Source organism: Prevotella sp. CAG:592 (genome assembly GCF_000436015.1).
GTDB classification, from domain to species: Bacteria; Bacteroidota; Bacteroidia; order Bacteroidales; family Bacteroidaceae; genus Prevotella; species Prevotella pectinovora.
On record NZ_FR892588.1, the window covers coordinates 4,900 to 22,458 of the forward strand.

The window sequence follows — 17,559 nt, forward strand, 5'->3', positions numbered from 1 at the left end:
GCTGGTCTGAACTCTGACGATATCGAAAGCTTCCAGATCCTGAAGGACGGTTCCGCTACATCTATCTATGGTGCACGCGCCATGGCTGGTGTGATCGTTGTTACCACAAAGCGTGGTAAGGCAGGTACCTCTAAGATCAGCTATACCGGTGAGTTCTCTTATCGCCTGAAGCCAAGCTACAAGGAGTTCAACATCATGAACTCTCAGGAGCAGATGGGTATATTCAAGGAGATGCAGAACAACGGTTTCTTCTCGTTCGTAAGCTCATACCGCGCAAGCAACTCAGGTGTGTTCGGTAATATGTACCACCTCATGAACCAGTACGACCCTGCAACTGGCAAGTTCGGTCTCGACAACACTCCAGAGGCTATGAACGCTTACCTCCAGCAGGCTGAGTATCGCAACACTGACTGGTTCGACCTGTTGTTCAACAACTCGATTTCGATGAACCACTCTATCAGTATGAGTTCTGGTACAGAGAAGGCTCAGTACTATGCTTCATTCAGCTTCATGGATGATCCAGGTTGGTACAAGAAGAGCAACGTTAAGCGTTATACTTCTAACATCAACGCTCTGTACAACATCAGCAAGAAGGTTTCTTTGAACATGATCGGTAATGCAGCTTATCGTAAGCAGCAGGCTCCTGGTACCACAAACTCAAACGGTATCAACGGTGTGACCGGTGACGTGTCGCGTAACTTCGACATCAACCCATATTCTTACGCTTTGAACAGCTCTCGTACTCTCGATCCAAATGCAGAGTATCAGAGAAACTACGCTCCGTTCAACATCTTCCACGAGCTCGACAACAACTACCTCAACTTCGACGTTGTTGACATCAAACTCCAGGCTGAACTCAAGTACAAGCCAATACGTACTGTGGAACTCTCTGTTTTGGGTGCTTACAAGTTCTCTACCACCACACAGGTGCAGACAATCACCGAGAACTCTAACCAGGCACTTGCATTCCGTGCTATGGACGACGCTACAATCCGTGATAACAACTCATGGTTGTACAAAGACCCGGACAGCGCAAACTCACTGCCTATCACAGTATTGCCATCTGGTGGTTTCTACCAGGAGACAAAGTATAAGATGAACAGCTGGGACTTCCGTGCTACAGCATCTTATAACGACGTTATCAAAGACGACCACATCATCAACGTATATGGTGGTATGGAGATCAACAACGTTGACCGTAACAGCACATACTTCAACGGTGTCGGTATGAACTTCGGCAATGGTCTGCTCGGAAGCTACGACTACCGCTACTTCAAGCAGGCAAGCGAGGAGAACTCAATGTACTACTCTGTAGGCAACGGCTACAGCCGTGAGGTTTCTTTCTTCGGTACTGCTACATATTCTTGGAAGGGCCGTTATACAATCAACGGTACTGTACGCTACGAGGGTTCTAACCGTCTGGGTAAGGCTGCAAGCGCCCGCTGGTTGCCTACATGGAACATCTCTGGAGCATGGAACGCTCATGAGGAGACATGGTTCGAGAAACTGAACAAGGTTCTCTCTCACGCTACTGTTAAGGCAAGTTACTCTCTGACCGGTGACAAGCCTGCCATCACAAATGCTAACGTAATCATCGGTAGCTACAACGTATGGCGTCCTTACACTGTTGACAAGGAGTCTGGTCTGCAGATCAACAGCTTCGCTAACCCTGACCTGACATACGAGAAGAAGCACGAGCTCAACCTCGGTATCGACCTCGGTTTCCTCAACAACAGAATCAACTTCTCGTTCGACTGGTATACTCGTAACAACTACGACCTCATCGGTCCGAAGCGTACAACTGGTGTAGAGGGTTCTATCCTCAACTATGCCAACGTAGCATCCATGAAGTCTCATGGTGAGGAGTTCACACTCAGTACACGTAACATCGTGACCAAGGACTTCACATGGTCTACTGACTTCATCTTCTCTCACACAAAGAGCCGTGTGACTGACCTCGACGCTCAGACACGTATCTACGACCTTATCTACGGTAACGGATTTACAATGAAGGGCTATCCTTACAGAGCTTTGTTCTCTATGGACTTCAAGGGCCTGAACAACTCTGGTCTCCCAACATTCGTAAACGAGAAGGGCGAGATCACTACAAGCGACATCGACTTCCAGTCTTACGACCTGTCTCATCTGAAGTATGAGGGTCCTACAGATCCTACAATCACCGGATCTCTCGGTAACGTGTTCTCTTACAAGAACTGGCACCTGAACATCTTCATGACATACTCGTTCGGTAACGTTACACGTCTTGACCCATCATTCGCTTACTCATATTCTGACCTCTCGGCTATGCCTAAGGAGTTCAAGAACAGATGGGTGGTTCCTGGAGACGAGCTGAGAACTACTATCCCAGCTATCGCCGACCTCAGAACAATCCAGAGCGATACATATCTGAACAGAGCTTACAACGCATACAACCTCTCTACAGAGCGCGTTGCAAAGGGTGACTTCATCCGTATGAAGGAGATTTCTCTCGCATACGACTTCCCTCTCAAGTGGATTAGCAAGATCGGTCTTACAAGCGCAAGCGCTAAGCTGCAGGCTACAAACCTCTTCTTGATCTATTGCGACGACAAGCTGAACGGTCAGGACCCTGAGTTCTTCAATGCCGGTGGTGTTGCAGCACCTATGTCTAAGCAGTTCACATTCACATTGCGTCTTGGTATCTAATCAATTAGTATACATTAATAAGATTATAATATGAAATATATAAAGTATTTAGCGGTGTCGGCGCTTTGCGCAATGTCACTTACTTCTTGTAATGACTATCTCGACAGACTGCCAGACGACCGCGCAGAGGTGAAGACGGTAAGCCAGGTTAAAGAGCTGCTTACGTCTGCATACCCTCAGGGAAACAACAATACCATTATGGAGCTTATGTCGGACAACGTTTCTGACAACGGTACTTCTTATGCTTCTACTCCGTTGAAGGACGAGCTGTATCGCTTCGAGGACGTTGACGATACTGGTAACGACTCTCCATATTTTGTATGGAACGAGCTCTACAAGTCGGTGGCTACTGCCAACCAGGCGCTCGAGTATCTCGGACAGGTTACTCCTACTGCGGAGTCTGCAGCTGTAGAGGCTGAGGCTAAGATGATCCGTGCTTACTCTATGTTCCAGCTCGCCACTACTTTCTGTATGGCTTGGGACGAGTCTAAGGCTGATGAGTATATGGGTCTTCCTTATCCGAAAGAGCCTGCCAAGTTCATCGGCGGACAGTATGACCGCGGAACTCTCCGTCAGCTCTATGCAAACATCGACAAGGATATCGAGGAAGCACTTCCAAAGATTGATGAGTCTATCTACACTGTTCCTAAGTATCACTTCAACAGAAAGGCTGCTTACGCATTCGCAGCTCGCTTCAACCTGTATTACAACAATATGGACAAGTGTATCGCGTATGCTAACGAGGTTCTCGGCTCTGACCCACGTTCTGTACTGCGTGACTTCGAGCAGTACACTCAGTTCGGTGCTCAGGATATCGGTAACAAGTATATCCAGTCTGGCGAGAAGGCTAACCTCATGCTGTTGGCTTCTTACTCTGCTGAGGGTTACATGGTAATCTACCCTGTATATCCACGTTTCCAGCACAACCAGAGCGTTTGCTCTTACGGTACATTCTGGGCTAAGGCTCCTTGGGGCCAGGGTTCAGGTACTGACGCACAGAAGGCACTGCTCTACTATGCTAACATGATGTACGGTAGCAGCACTGCTGTTCAGTTCCCAAAGATGTTGCCACAGATGGAAATCACCGACAAGATCAACCAGACAGGTTATCTCCACATTGTTGACCCGATCTTCACTGGTGACGAGACTCTTCTCTGCCGTGCAGAGGCTTATGCCCGCAAGAAGATGTACACTGAGGCTGTAGCCGACATCAATCTTTGGATTGAGAACCACTGCCGTGCTCAGAGCGGTGACGAGGTTCGTCCTGTGATGACAGAAGAGTTGATCAACGAGTTCATGGAGCAGCTCGACTATACTCCTGTAACATTGGAGTACTGGAGTGACCTTACAATCCGCAAGGAGCTTCACCCACAGGGATTCGAAATTGAGACAGGAACCCAGGAGAACATGATTAACCTCATCCTCCACATGCGTCGTCTGGAGACTATCTTCCAGGGACTCCGCTTCCCTGACTTGAAGCGTTACGGTATCGCATTCTCTCACCTCGTACAGCGTGAGGACCCACTCGTCTTCCAGACAGGTGACTTGAGAGGTGCCGTTCAGTTGCCAAACGATGTTATTAAGGCTGGTCTGCCAGCAAACCCACGTTGATTAAAATAATTAATTGGAAATATGAAAAAGATTAAATATTTAGGAATGCTGCTGATGATGTTCGCTGCAACTGCATCTTTCGTGGGATGTAGTGAGGACGACCTTGACTCAAAGAGCATCTTCGATACAAATCCTATCCAGCGTTCCGAATTCGATAACTGGTTGCTCAAGAACTATGTTCAGGAGTTCAACATCAACTTCCTCTATCACTACAACGACAAGGAGGCTGACCAGAACTATAACGTTACTCCTGCACAGACAGACAAGGCCATCGCTATCGCAAAGCTCATGCAGCACATGTGGCTCGGAGCTTATGTAGAGGTAGCCGGCGCTGACTTCCTGAAGACCTATACTCCACGAGTTATCCAGCTTTCTGGTTCTTATAAGTATGACACCAACGGTCAGATCGTGCTCGGTACTGCAGAGCAGGGTATGAAGGTGATGTTCTACGGCGTTAACGAGCTTGATATCGACAACGTTCGTGTGAACTCTACCGATCCATACGAGTCAAAGGGCACAAAGCCTCTTGACCTGAACTACTGGTTCTTCCACACTATGCACCATGAGTTCTGCCATATCCTTACTCAGACCAAGAACTACTCAACTGATTTCCAGACTATCAGTGCCGGTGGTTACCACTCAACTGACTGGGTCAACGTAAAGGATAAGGATGCTGCTACAGAGGGATTCGTTTCTGGATATGCAAGCCAGGAGTACAACGAGGACTTCGCCGAGATCTATGCTTACTATGTAACACTGTCTGAAGAGGGTTGGAACAAGATCATCGAACAGGCTGGCGAGAATGGAGCAAAGATCATCAACAAGAAGCTTGATATTGTAAGAAGTTATTTCCTCAACAGCTGGAATATCGATCTGGATACGATGCGTTCTGTCGTTCTCCGTCGTTCAAACGAGGTAACTTCCCTTGATTTACGTAAACTTGATTAATGGAGGAGGATAAAAATATGAAGAAGATTTTAAGTCTTTTGGCTTTCATCATGGGAGTGTTCGCGTTCTCTTCATGTGTGTCTGATGTAGACGACGTGTTCAGCGACAGCGCGGCAAACCGTGCGCAGAAAGCTCTTACAGAGACAAAGACTCTTTTGGAGTCGGCTCCAAACGGATGGAGAGTTGAATATTATGGTGATGTCACATACGGTGGATACAATGTATTCATGAAGTTCGAGGGTGACAGCGTGACTGTAGCAAGCGAGAAGGTTGGCAAGGGTCAGGCTGCCGGTTATGATGCAAACGGAAATGCACTGACTTGCAAGTCTCACTTCAAGCTGGAGCAGAGTATGGGTGTCGTTCTTTCTCTCGACGACTATAACAGCATCTTCCATTACTTCGCAGAGCCTAACAATGATGACTTCGGTACTGCAGGTACCGGTTTCGAGGGTGACTTCGAGTTCCGCGTCGTTTCTGCTTCTGCAGAGAAGATCGAGTTGAAGGGCAAGAAGCATGGCGCCCGCATCTATATGTATCCGATGGCTGCTGACATGTCATGGGGTGAGTATATGAAGCAGGTTGACGAGGCTGAGGAGTTCATGACTTCACGTACATACACTCTGCAGTGGGGTGAGGATACAGAAAACGCTATCTATACCCAGTCTACCTATCGTTGTCTGAATTTCTACACAACTGACGAAGATGGCAAGGTTCAGGTTGTTGCTGCTCCTTACATCGTAACTCCAGAGGGATACAAGTTCTATAAGGAGGTTACTGTAAAGGATACCAAGTTGAACGGTTTCACCAAGGGTGACACTCAGGACTTCTTTGTGGCTACAGGTGTTGAGAACGTGAAGCTCTTCACAGAGGTTCCTACATTGTTCGATACATTCAAGCGTGGTCTCTGGTATCTCACATACGATGACATGGGAACATACGGCCAGAGCAAGTGGGAGACTCTCTTCGAGAAGCTCGGTAAGGCTGACAATGACAAGAAACGTGCACGCCTCTACTATGCTGCTGTAGGTTATGTTTCTGACAAGTATCCTGCTGGATTACTTATGGCTACAGCCACTGAGTCTCAGGTTATCATCGGTATGACATTCAATGCCGTTTCTGATGGCAACGGTGGTTACTATGGAGACCGTGTTGAGATGAAGTCAAATGTCGGTAAGAGTAACAACCCTGGTAAGAAGTATTACAAGAATGACAAGTATGGTGGTATGTCGGCAATCGACCCATTCTGCGGTGGCTTTGGCCACACATTCCAGATCACTACAGACAATGTACGTCATCCGTCTTACCTCATCCTGACAGACTTGAACGATCCTACTAACGTGATTAAGGTTTGGGCTCAGTCTAAGGGCTACCCATTCGGCGACCGCGACAAGGAAGAGAAAGAATAATCAGTGAATAAACAATAGGGTGGGCGAGACCCGCGTTTCGCTCACTCTATTCAAAAAGCAAAAAAAACATTTAAATTAATTTTTAGTATTATGAGAAAATTTTTACTATCTGCTTGCGCCGCAGTGGTTTCACTCGCAGCAAGCGCACAGGTTTTGCAGACACCTCTCTGTAAAACAGTGTTGAATAACAACGTTAAGTTTGATGACATGACTTCTGTCAAGGCTATCAAGAACGTTAAGTCTAACGCTAAGAAGGCAGCTCCTGCCCGCATCGCTCACGACGGTATCTATGGTCTTTATATTTCAGGTTACACTGAACTCGATGACAAGTGGAGCTGCGACAGCGTTATCGTAGAGAAGGTAAATGTTAAAGACGAGGAGACTAATACAACTTACAACACTAAGTTCAAATTCTGCTCTGAGAACGCTCCTACTGAGTTCTATGGTGTGTATGATGCTGCTGCTGGTACAATTACTTGTCCTGTTCAGTACAGCGGTGGATACTCAGGCAATACTACTCAGGGTCCTGTAGACTATAAGTTCATTGTTGGTACTCTCCTTCCTTCTGGTGACCAATTCACATTCTCTGAGGATCCATTAGTATTCACAGTTGATGAGGATGGTACTCTCCTGCTCGACGTTGAGGAGGGCGGCGCTCTCGCTAATATCATCGAGGGTATGAACACAATCTGGAACTTCTTCTTCAGCCTCGAGTTGAAGCCAGCCAATGCTGTTATCTCATATAGCAGACCGGGTCGTCAGCAGGGAACTTATGACGATTTCGTTCACGCTGCATACGTAGAGGATTATACTAATAACGTTTCTGTTTACGGTTTCGCATGGTTCCAGCCTTCAAGCGGTATGGGTATGAGCACTATTACTACTCTTGACATTGACAAGGATTTGAATGTTCTCCTTACAGGTCCACAGAATGCATTCTCTGTAGCACCATTTGGAATCCAGGATGAAGGAGCTGGTAAATATTTCAAGATCTGCGGAACTAAGCCTGCAGCAGAGGAAGGCTATGTAGAGGTTGATACTGGTGATCCTTCTTACGTTCATGGTATGCTCTCTGGTAACAAGATCATTATGGACTCATTCCCTGTATTCACAAACTTCTGGAATGACCCTGCAACAGGTGAGCAGAGTGCTTATGGTTTCTGGTACTTGAACTATGTTATCACTCTCGACGAGGGAGTATTCAAGGCTGATCCAAGTTATGCTGGAATCAACGGCGTTACAGAGACTTCTGTAAAGAACGTTAAGACTTACAACCTCTTCGGTCAGGAGGTTCCAGCTAATACTAAGGGCTTGGTAATCCGTGGCGGCAAGAAGTTCTTCAACAAGTAATCAGTCTTGCTGATATTTGCCTTAAATGGCAAAAGTATATTGCCCGTGGCGTCTGTCACGGGCTTTTTTGTGCTCTTTTTCTTCTTCTTTGTTATTTTTGCTTAAAATTATTTTGACGTATCTCATTTCTTGCTATCTTTGTAAATTGAAATGAAGAACATGTTATATTGCCGAGTAATTTATTTTCGCAATCTATAATAATTTGCAATTAAAAATATGAAAAAGTCATTTGCTTTGACCATTGTGTCGCTTGCTCTTGCATTGTCGGCACAGGCAATCCGCCCTATCCACAAGGCGTTTCCAGTAAAACAAAGCGATGGTACCACCGTGATGCTCTATAAGAACGGTGACGGTCATCTCGCTTTCTACACCACAGAAGACCATCAGGTCGTTGTACGCAATGCCGACGGCACACTCTGCTATGCCAAGCTTGTGGGAACAGACCTTGTTGCTACCGACGTTGTAGTTCACGACATCACCAGCCGCACAGCTGATGAAATCGCTTTCGTCCAGTCGAATACGCTGAAGCCTACAGACCAGGCACTCGCCAAGCTTGCTTCCGCAAGACCAAGACTTGCCGGCGCACAGAAGGTCGGAGGCTCGTCTACTTCTGACGGTCTCGGAAAATACGGTACCAGCGCTACTGGCCCTATTCCGACAATCGGCAACATCAAGATACCTGTAATTATGGTTGAGTACACCGACACCAAGTTCCAGCCCGAGATGACTACCGAGAAACTTAGCAAGATGTTCAATGCAGAGGGATATGCTGAAGACAACAAATGGGAGAAAGGTTCCGTTCGTGATTATTTCAAGGCACAGAGCCGTGGAATGTTCACTCCGGAATTCGTAGTGCTGGACAAGGTGCAGCTCTCTAAAGGATACGCATACTATGGCAAGAACTCAGGCGGTGCCCATGGAACCGGCGATGTCAACGCACTCGCAATGGTAAAAGAGGCTGTTTCGCTGGCAGTAGCAAACGGAGCCAATTTCGACCAGTTCAAGGTAAATGGAAAGATTCCTAACGTAGTTGTATATTATGCAGGTTGCGGTGAGGCAACAGGTGGCGACGACAACACCATCTGGCCACACGAGCTCGACCTTCCGTTGTCATACGGTAACATGAGCGGACATATCTTCAGCTCATATTTCGTGGGCAATGAGCTTTACGGAACAACAGAGCAGTATCTGCCAATGGGTATCGGAGTGCTCGTTCATGAGTTCGGTCATGCCATGGGTCTGCCGGATTTCTACGATCCGACATATTCTTACCAGGGCGATTCGGCTTTCGGCTATTGGTCAGTGATGGACGGTGGAGCATACGTAGACTATGCCTACGCTCCAATCGGATACAATGCCTATGAGCGCAGCTTCATGGGATGGCTCGACATCAAGGAAGTGCCGGAGTCAGGTCTCGTTACTCTCGCCAACCCTAATTCTGCAGAGGGCGATATGGCGGTAATGTTCCGCAATCCTAAAAACACCATGGAGTATTTCATCTTTGAGAACCGTCAGCCCGGCACATGGTATCCAGAGGACTCCGGTTCAGGAGTCCTGCTCACCCGTATCTCTTATAATCCATCAGCATGGATGTATAACTCGGTAAACACCAACCAGACAAAGAAGCGTGCGATGGTAGTTCCTGCAGATGGAGCATTGCTCTCTGACGACCAGGGCAGTGAGTACACACTCTTCGGCAATGGAGTGAACTACAAGACAGAATATAGATACTTTGACGGTAGCACAGAGAACGACCGTCCTGTATACGGCATCATGAAGCAGCCGGACGGAAGCATCGTCATCAGCTTCAAGGACCAGAACGCCAAGCCGGAGCCTATAGCAGATGGTGGTGTCTATGAGAAGATTACCGATGTAAGCCAGCTTAATACAGACGACGTGGTGGTATTTGCAAATGAGGCAGCAGGCGTTGCAACAGCAGATGCCAAGAAGACACTCTTCACTGCAGTTTACACCAAGTTCGAGGACGGCAAACTATATGGCAACAGCATGGTTCAGGAGTTCAAGCTCACCAAGAACACTTCAGACTGGTATATCCGTTACAACACTACCGGCCACAAATATCTCTGCGCCACATCTTCCGGCGTTGGATCTACAACGAAGATTGACAAGAACGTATTCGCTTCTATCAACATTGAAGGAGGTGATGCCACTATCCAGTTCACCAAGACAAGATATGACAACAACAACTTCGCTTTCAGTCCTACCGGACTCTTCTTCTCTACCAACACCGGTATGCAGGGTGACTTCCAGATTTATCGTCTGATTCAAGGTTCCAACGGCATCAGCAATGCTATAGTTGACGAGAAGCCGGCAGACAACCGCATGTTCAACCTCGCCGGTCAGCAGGTGGGTGACGACTACAAGGGTATCGTCATCCAGAACGGCAAGAAGTTCATGAAGAAGTAATTCCTTGATATTATAACGCCGTGGCCACTTCCGTGGCGTCAGGCATATAATGACATAATCCAGCTCCCGCTTTGGTTCCGAAACAGGAATCCATGGCGGGAGCTTTCGTATATATATCCTCCGACCATTGCGTCTTCAGAAATTTCTATGCCTGGAAACGCTTGCGTATGTCGGATATAATTTGTAGATTTGCAAAATCATCGGCTTTATCACCGCCAATGATTATCTATTCACCTATGATAAACGAAATAGACCACATTTCCGTAGAGTCAGCCATGCAGGTTTACAACGGGCCCTCCATCGAGCACGACCTGCTGATTTTCGACGACTTTGAAGAACTTCCAGTTATCGGCATTCCCAAGCGTATGGACTGTATTTTCCTCGCCGTATGTCTCGGCGGAGAAGCACATTATACAGTAGACACCGAGGAACGCACCGTCAAGGCAAACGATGTAATTATCATCAGCGAAGGACAGGTGCTCAACAACAGCTGGTTCAGCGACGACCTTTCAGGCATCGCCATCATGATGTCGGAAGATTTCTTCAACGAAGTGATAAAAGGCGTTCACGACCTCTCCTCACTCTTCCTCTTCTCCCGCAGCCATCCAGTTTTCGAACTCTCTGCCGAAGAAGTGGAAACTCTCATGACATATCTCCGTATCATAAAGCATAAAGTGGAGACCACCGACCACCATTTCCGCAGAGATGTGGTACGTTCCCTCATGGCAGCCATGATCTATGATATCAGCCATGTGATGTATGGAGTGCAGCAGGGCGACAGGCGCAAGCAGACCCGTGCCGAGTCTATCTTCACAGAGTTCATCCGTCTGGTGGAGCAGAACTTCAGAGCCGAGCGCCGCGTGTCCTGGTATGCCGAGCGCCTCTGCATCACACCCAAGTACCTCTCTGAGACCGTGAAGACCATCAGCCACCGCACGCCAAACGAATGGATAGACAAATATGTGACCCTCGAACTGCGTGTGCAGCTCAAGAACACGTCGAAGAGCATAAAGGAAATCGCCAAAGACCTCAATTTCCCCAACCAGTCGTTCCTCGGCAAATATTTCAAGGAGCATGTAGGTATGTCTCCTTCGGCATATCGCAAGAGTTGACAAGCCCCATAAATGCCTCTGATACAGCAATATTTTGCTTTCCAGAGGCTTAATGTCATAAAAAAAAGTAATAAATCAGACAATTTTCCCGATTATTGTAAGTAATTCGCTAACTTTGCCAAGATTTATTAGGTGCGAATTATCAAGTATAAGATATTATATAACAGATGTTGTTAAAACAATAAGTTTTTTTAGATGAACGTAATTACGAAAACAGTTCAATTGCCTGATGGCAGAACCATCAGCATTGAAACCGGGAAAGTGGCAAAACAGGCTGACGGCTCTTGTGTGCTCCGTATGGGCAACACCGTTTTGCTCGCCACCGTTTGTGCCGCAAAAGATGCAGTTCCCGGAACAGATTTCATGCCTTTGCAGGTAGAGTACAGAGAACAGTATGCCGCAGCAGGACGTTTCCCTGGCGGTTTTACAAAGCGCGAAGGCAAAGCAAGCGACAATGAGATTCTTACATGCCGACTGGTAGACCGCGCATTGCGCCCACTATTCCCAGCAGATTTCCACGCTGAAGTATATGTCAACGTGATTCTTTTCTCTGCCGACGGAGTAGACCAGCCAGACGCTCTGGCAGGTTTCGCTGCATCATGCGCCTTGGCATGTTCAGATATTCCTTTCGAGTGCCCAATCTCTGAAGTACGTGTGGCACGCATCAACGGCGAATATGTCATCAACCCAACCTTCGCACAGATGGAAGAGGCAGACATGGACCTCATGGTAGGTGCTTCTGCTGAGAACATCATGATGGTAGAGGGTGAGATGAAGGAAGTGTCGGAGCAGGATCTGCTCGGCGCTCTGAAGGCTGCCCAGGAGGCTATCCGTCCGATGTGCGAGCTTCAGACAGAACTGTCAAAGGAACTCGGCACCGACGTGAAGCGTGAATACTGCCATGAGGTGAACGACGAAGACCTGCGCAAGCAAATCAACGACGAGCTTTATCCAAAGGCATACGATGTTACGAAGCAGGCTCTCGACAAGCAGGCTCGTCAGGATGCTTTCGACAAGATCCTCGCCGACTTCCAGGAGGCTTACACTGCCGCTCATGCAGACCTCACCGAAGAGGAGCTTGAGGAGAAGGTGGCACTCATGGAGAAATACTACCACGACGTGATGCGTGACGCAATGCGCCGTTGCATCCTCGACGAGGGCATACGCCTCGACGGCCGTAAGACCAACGAGATCCGTCCTATATGGTGTGAGGTCAGCCCACTGCCAATGCCACACGGAAGTTCTATCTTCACACGTGGCGAGACACAGTCGCTCACCACATGTACCCTCGGTACAAAGCTCGACGAGAAGATGGTTGACGATGTGCTCGACAAGAGCTACATGCGTTTCCTCCTCCACTATAACTTCCCTCCATTCTGTACTGGTGAAGCCAAGGCACAGCGCGGCGTAGGCCGTCGTGAGATTGGCCACGGTCATCTGGCATGGCGTGCGCTGAAGGGACAGATTCCAGCAGACTATCCATACACAGTGCGTCTCGTTTCTCAGATTCTTGAGTCAAACGGTTCTTCATCAATGGCAACTGTATGTGCCGGCACATTGGCGCTCATGGATGCCGGTGTTCCTATGAAGAAGCCTGTATCAGGTATCGCCATGGGACTCATCAAGAACCCGGGAGAAGACAAGTATGCTGTGCTGAGCGATATCCTCGGCGACGAGGACCACTTGGGCGATATGGACTTCAAGACCACCGGTACAAAGGACGGTCTTACTGCCACACAGATGGATATCAAGTGTGACGGTCTGAGCTTTGACATCCTTGAGAAGGCACTCATGCAGGCTAAGGAAGGCCGTGAGTACATCCTCGGCAAGCTCACCGATACTATCGCTGAGCCACGTGCAGAGCTCAAGCCACAGGTTCCACGTATCGAGGCATTCGATATTCCGAAGGAGTTCATAGGTGCCGTTATCGGTCCTGGTGGCAAGATCATCCAGCAGATTCAGGAAGAGTCGGGTGCTACAGTAACCATCGATGAGACTGACGGCAAGGGCAAGGTTCAGGTCAGTGCTCCTAACAAGGAAAGCATCGACAAGGCAATCTCAAAAATCCGTGCCATCGTTGCCATCCCAGAGGTCGGCGAGGTTTACGAGGGAACTATCCGCTCTATCATGCCTTATGGCTGCTTCGTAGAGATCATGCCAGGCAAGGACGGACTTCTCCATATCTCAGAAATCGACTGGAAGCGTCTGGAGACAGTAGAGGAGGCAGGTCTGAAGGAAGGCGACAAGATTCAGGTGAAACTCATGGAGATCGATCCTAAGACCGGCAAGTATAAGCTCTCACACCGTGTACTCGTTCCGAAACCAGAGGGATACGTAGAACGTGAGCGCCGTCCGCGTCCAGAGCGTGGTGAGCGTCGTCCTCGTCCGGAGCGCGGCGAGCGTCGTCCACGTGGCGACCGCTTCAACAATGGCGAGCCACGTCGTTTCGAGCACAAGAGCAATGAGTCTAACGACTTCCACGATCCAATGGCGGAGCGTGAGCCAAAAGACTTCAATGACTCTCTCGATCACCTCGACTAAGAGTAAATCCAAGCAGGCAGTCATTAAATAGTTTTATAACGGTCTAATGACTGTTTTGAGTTTAACATAAAGAAAATCCCCACGATGTCCGTAACGGATAATCGTGGGGATTTTCCTTGATGGTAGTGACTGATAGAGGTAATCCTCAAACAGTTCAAAGGCTGAATTATCTTATATTCTGATTTCTTTCATATTCTGATTCCTTTTGGTTGTCAGAACATTCTGAATTGTCAGAACATCCTGCTCACACGCTTTATGCCTTCAACAAGCGTGTCAACCTCTTCTTTTGTGTTGTAGAGGCCGAACGACGCCCTTACCGTACCTTGTATGCCCAAACGTATCATAAGCGGTTCAGCGCAATGATGGCCCGTTCTGACGGCAATTCCCAGGCGGTCGAGCAGCGTTCCCATGTCGAGATGATGGATGTCGCCGACGAGGAACGACACCACGGCGTCTTTGTGGTCAGCCTCTCCGAAGAAACGCATGCCCTCTATCTCCCTCATCCGTTTCATCGCATACTCCGTAAGTTCAGTCTCATGGCGCTGTATCTCATCCATTCCTATGCCCTGCAGATAGTCGATGGCAGTGGCAAGACCATGTGTCGCCACATAGTCAGGAGTGCCAGCCTCAAATTTGAACGGCAGTTTCTCAAACACCGTCTTCTCGAAGCTCACGCTCTCTATCATCTCTCCGCCACCCTGATATGGCGGCATGCGGTCGAGCCAGTCCTCCTTGCCGTAGAGCACTCCCACACCAGTAGGACCATACATCTTGTGTCCGCTGAACGCCATGAAGTCGCAGTCCAGATCCTGAACGTCCACCTTGAAGTGAGGAACGCTCTGCGCACCGTCAAGCATAAATGGCACACCATGTTCGTGGGCTATGCTTATCATCTCCTTCACCGGGTTTATCGTTCCCAGCACGTTGCTCACATGCGCCACGCTCACTATCCTGGTGCGTTCGCTGAAGAGCTTCCTGTATTCGTCCATCAGGATTTCACCCTTGTCGTTCATCGGTATCACCTTCAGACAGATGCCCTTCTTTGCCGCCTGCAGCTGCCACGGCACGATGTTGGAGTGGTGCTCCATAGTGGAAACTATCACCTCGTCGCCCTCGCCCATAAACTCATCGGCAAACGACGACACCACGAGGTTCAGCGCCTCGGTAGTTCCTCTGGTGAATATCACCTCGTTGGTAGACTTTGCGTTGATAAACGCTCTCACCTTCTCTCGTGCCGCCTCATGCAGGTCGGTGGCCTGTTGCGACAGGTAGTGGACACCACGGTGAACATTGGCGTTCACGTTGAGATATTCATCTCTCATCGCATCGAGCACACAGAGCGGCTTCTGTGTCGTTGCGCCGTTGTCCAGGTATACCAGCGGCTTGCCGTACACCTCGCGGCCCAGAATAGGGAAATCCTGGCGTATCTTGTTAATGTCGTACATTGTCGTTTATAGTTTTATTTCATAAGCCAGACGAGCTGGCTCTTCTACTTACACAATTTGCAGCCCTCACATTTGTTCAGTTCGCCTCTGAAGCGCTTTTCCACGAGATAGTGCAGACGGTCGCGCAGCGGCTCCAGTTTCATGTGGTCTATCACCTCGTTGATGAAGGCGAATTCCAGCAGCAGCTTAGCCTCCTTCTTGCTTATTCCGCGCTGCTGCATATAGAATAGGGCAGCGTCGTTGAGCTGTCCCACGGTGCTGCCGTGAGCACATTTCACGTCGTCGGCATAAATCTCCAGTATAGGCTGCGTGAACATGCGTGCCGTCTTGGTGGTGCATAGGTTCTGGTTTGTCTCCTGCGATGTGGTGTGCTGTGCACCGTGGCGCACGAGCACCTTTCCGGCAAAGGCTCCCACGGCATTTTCGTCGAGCACATATTTGTATAGCTCGTTGCTTGTGCAGTGGCCCACCTTGTGGTCAATCAGCGTGTTGTTGTCCACGTGTTGGTCCTTGTCGGCTATCACGCATCCGGCGAGGTTGCATTCGGCACCCTCACCCTCGAACACGAGGTCTGTGCGGTTGCGGGTCGTACCATTGTGCAGCGTTATCACGTTGTGGTTCACCCTGCTGTTAGCCTGCTGGCTGATGAACACGTTGCTCACCCTCACGTTCTTGGCATGAGTCTCCTCCAGACAGTAGAGGTCAAGTCCGGCATTCTCTCCCACATAAGCCTCTATCACCTGTGTGGCGAGGAAGCGGCGGTCGTCGGCGGCATGGTCGCAGAAGAGCAGTTTTATTTCAGCACGGTCTTCCACGATGATCAGCACCCGGCGGTTCACCATCAGGTCAACGTCAGACCTCAGTATGTTTATCACCTGTATCGCCCTGTCCACCACAGTGCCCTTCGGCACGTATATCAGCAGGCCGTCCTGCGCCAGCATAGTGTTCAGCGCCGTGATGCCGTCCTCCTCCGTCTTCGCTATCTTGGCGTAGTATCTGCTTATCAGTTCCGGCTTCTCGGCGGCGATTCTTGCCAGAGAGTCAACGATCACTCCCTCTGGCAGTTCCTTCTTGGGCAGTGCCTTGTCGTAGAAACTGTCGTTCACCACGAAGTATAGCGAAGTGCTAAGGTTCGGCACATCGCATTTGAAAGCCTTGTAAGGGTCAACCGGGATTTCCAGACGGTTGATGTTCAGACCATAGTCCGGTTCAAACAGCGATGGAATGTCGGTGTATTTGTATCTTTCCACCTTCTTCGTAGGAAATCCGAGACGCTTGAAGTTCTCGAAAGCCTCGTCCCTCACGGCGTTCATCACCTCGCAGCTGTGTTTCCGCAGCATGTCGCGGCATTCACCGTAGAGATCGATATATTGTTTTTCGCTTTGCATATCTTACAGTTCTCCTATTTCTTCCTTTATCCAGTCGTATCCTCGGGTCTCAATCTCCTTGGCGAGCTCCGGTCCTTCAGTCTTCACGATGCGTCCCTTGTAGAGCACGTGTACAACGCTTGGCTTTATCATGTCGAGCAGTCGCTCGTAGTGTGTGATGACGATGGTGGAAGTCTCCGGGGTGTGCATCTTGTTCACGCCCTCTGCCACGATGCGCATGGCGTCAACATCGAGTCCCGAGTCTGTCTCGTCCAGAATGCTCAGTTTCGGTTCGAGCATAGCCATCTGGAAAATCTCGTTGCGTTTCTTTTCTCCGCCGCTGAATCCCTCGTTCACAGAGCGGCTTGCCAGTTTGCTGTCCAGCTCCACCACCTTGCGTTTCTCTTTCATCAGCTTGAGGAATTCGCCCGCTGTCAGCGGCTCCTTGCCTTCATATTTGCGCTTTTCGTTGATGGCAGCCTTCATGAAATTGTTCATCGACACTCCCGGAATTTCCACCGGATACTGGAATGAGAGGAACAGTCCCTCGTGTGCACGGTCTTCAGGCGACATCTCCAGCAGGTTCTTGCCGTTGAAAATCACTTCGCCTTCAGTAACCTCATAGAGAGGATTGCCCACGAGCACGGCGCTCAGCGTACTCTTTCCC

At 49.1% G+C, this 17,559-nt stretch carries 11 protein-coding genes; 8 read left to right on the forward strand and 3 right to left on the reverse strand.

The genetic code is table 11. The annotated features are described in order from the left end of the window. The 8 genes from QVO99_RS06710 to pnp form a co-directional block, all read left to right on the forward strand. The coding region (locus QVO99_RS06710) for a SusC/RagA family TonB-linked outer membrane protein (RefSeq protein ID WP_288177022.1) at window positions 1–2,685 on the forward strand (2,685 nt) is incomplete at its 5' end. Window positions 2,686–2,715: 30 nt separating this feature from the next. After that, a complete protein-coding gene (locus QVO99_RS06715; protein ID WP_022316837.1) occupies window positions 2,716–4,296 on the forward strand; it encodes a RagB/SusD family nutrient uptake outer membrane protein in 1,581 nt (526 codons plus the stop codon). A 21-nt stretch (window positions 4,297–4,317) separates the two neighbouring features. Continuing rightward, window positions 4,318–5,244 (forward strand): zinc-binding metallopeptidase, encoded by a 927-nt coding sequence (locus QVO99_RS06720; protein ID WP_022316838.1) that lies wholly within the window; start codon window positions 4,318–4,320, stop codon window positions 5,242–5,244. Between the two features lie 17 nt (window positions 5,245–5,261). Further along, window positions 5,262–6,650 carry a DUF4302 domain-containing protein gene (locus QVO99_RS06725; RefSeq protein WP_288177023.1) on the forward strand — a complete coding sequence of 463 codons (1,389 nt, stop codon included), beginning with the start codon at window positions 5,262–5,264 and terminating at the stop codon, window positions 6,648–6,650. Between the two features lie 90 nt (window positions 6,651–6,740). Next, window positions 6,741–8,000, forward strand: coding sequence for a hypothetical protein (locus tag QVO99_RS06730; protein WP_022316840.1), 1,260 nt, complete (start codon window positions 6,741–6,743; stop codon window positions 7,998–8,000). 216 nt (window positions 8,001–8,216) lie between these two features. Beyond that, window positions 8,217–10,427, forward strand: a complete 2,211-nt coding sequence (locus QVO99_RS06735; RefSeq protein WP_022316841.1) for a M6 family metalloprotease domain-containing protein — start codon at window positions 8,217–8,219, stop codon at window positions 10,425–10,427. Between the two features lie 236 nt (window positions 10,428–10,663). Beyond that, entirely contained in the window at window positions 10,664–11,539 is an 876-nt protein-coding gene (locus tag QVO99_RS06740) for an AraC family transcriptional regulator (protein ID WP_288177024.1), read from the forward strand. 195 nt (window positions 11,540–11,734) lie between these two features. After that, window positions 11,735–14,080 (forward strand): polyribonucleotide nucleotidyltransferase, encoded by a 2,346-nt coding sequence (gene pnp / locus QVO99_RS06745; RefSeq protein WP_022316843.1) that lies wholly within the window; start codon window positions 11,735–11,737, stop codon window positions 14,078–14,080. 230 nt (window positions 14,081–14,310) lie between these two features. Here the strand turns inward: pnp and QVO99_RS06750 are convergent, their stop codons facing one another. From QVO99_RS06750 to sufC, 3 genes are all read right to left on the reverse strand, one after another. Further along, window positions 14,311–15,525, reverse strand: a complete 1,215-nt coding sequence (locus tag QVO99_RS06750) for an aminotransferase class V-fold PLP-dependent enzyme (protein WP_022316844.1) — start codon at window positions 15,523–15,525, stop codon at window positions 14,311–14,313. Window positions 15,526–15,569: 44 nt separating this feature from the next. Then, window positions 15,570–16,913 carry a Fe-S cluster assembly protein SufD gene (sufD, locus tag QVO99_RS06755; RefSeq protein WP_022316845.1) on the reverse strand — a complete coding sequence of 448 codons (1,344 nt, stop codon included), beginning with the start codon at window positions 16,911–16,913 and terminating at the stop codon, window positions 15,570–15,572. A gap of 3 nt (window positions 16,914–16,916) precedes the next feature. Beyond that, on the reverse strand, window positions 16,917–17,559 hold a 643-nt coding region (gene sufC, locus QVO99_RS06760; RefSeq protein WP_288177025.1), incomplete at its 5' end, for a Fe-S cluster assembly ATPase SufC.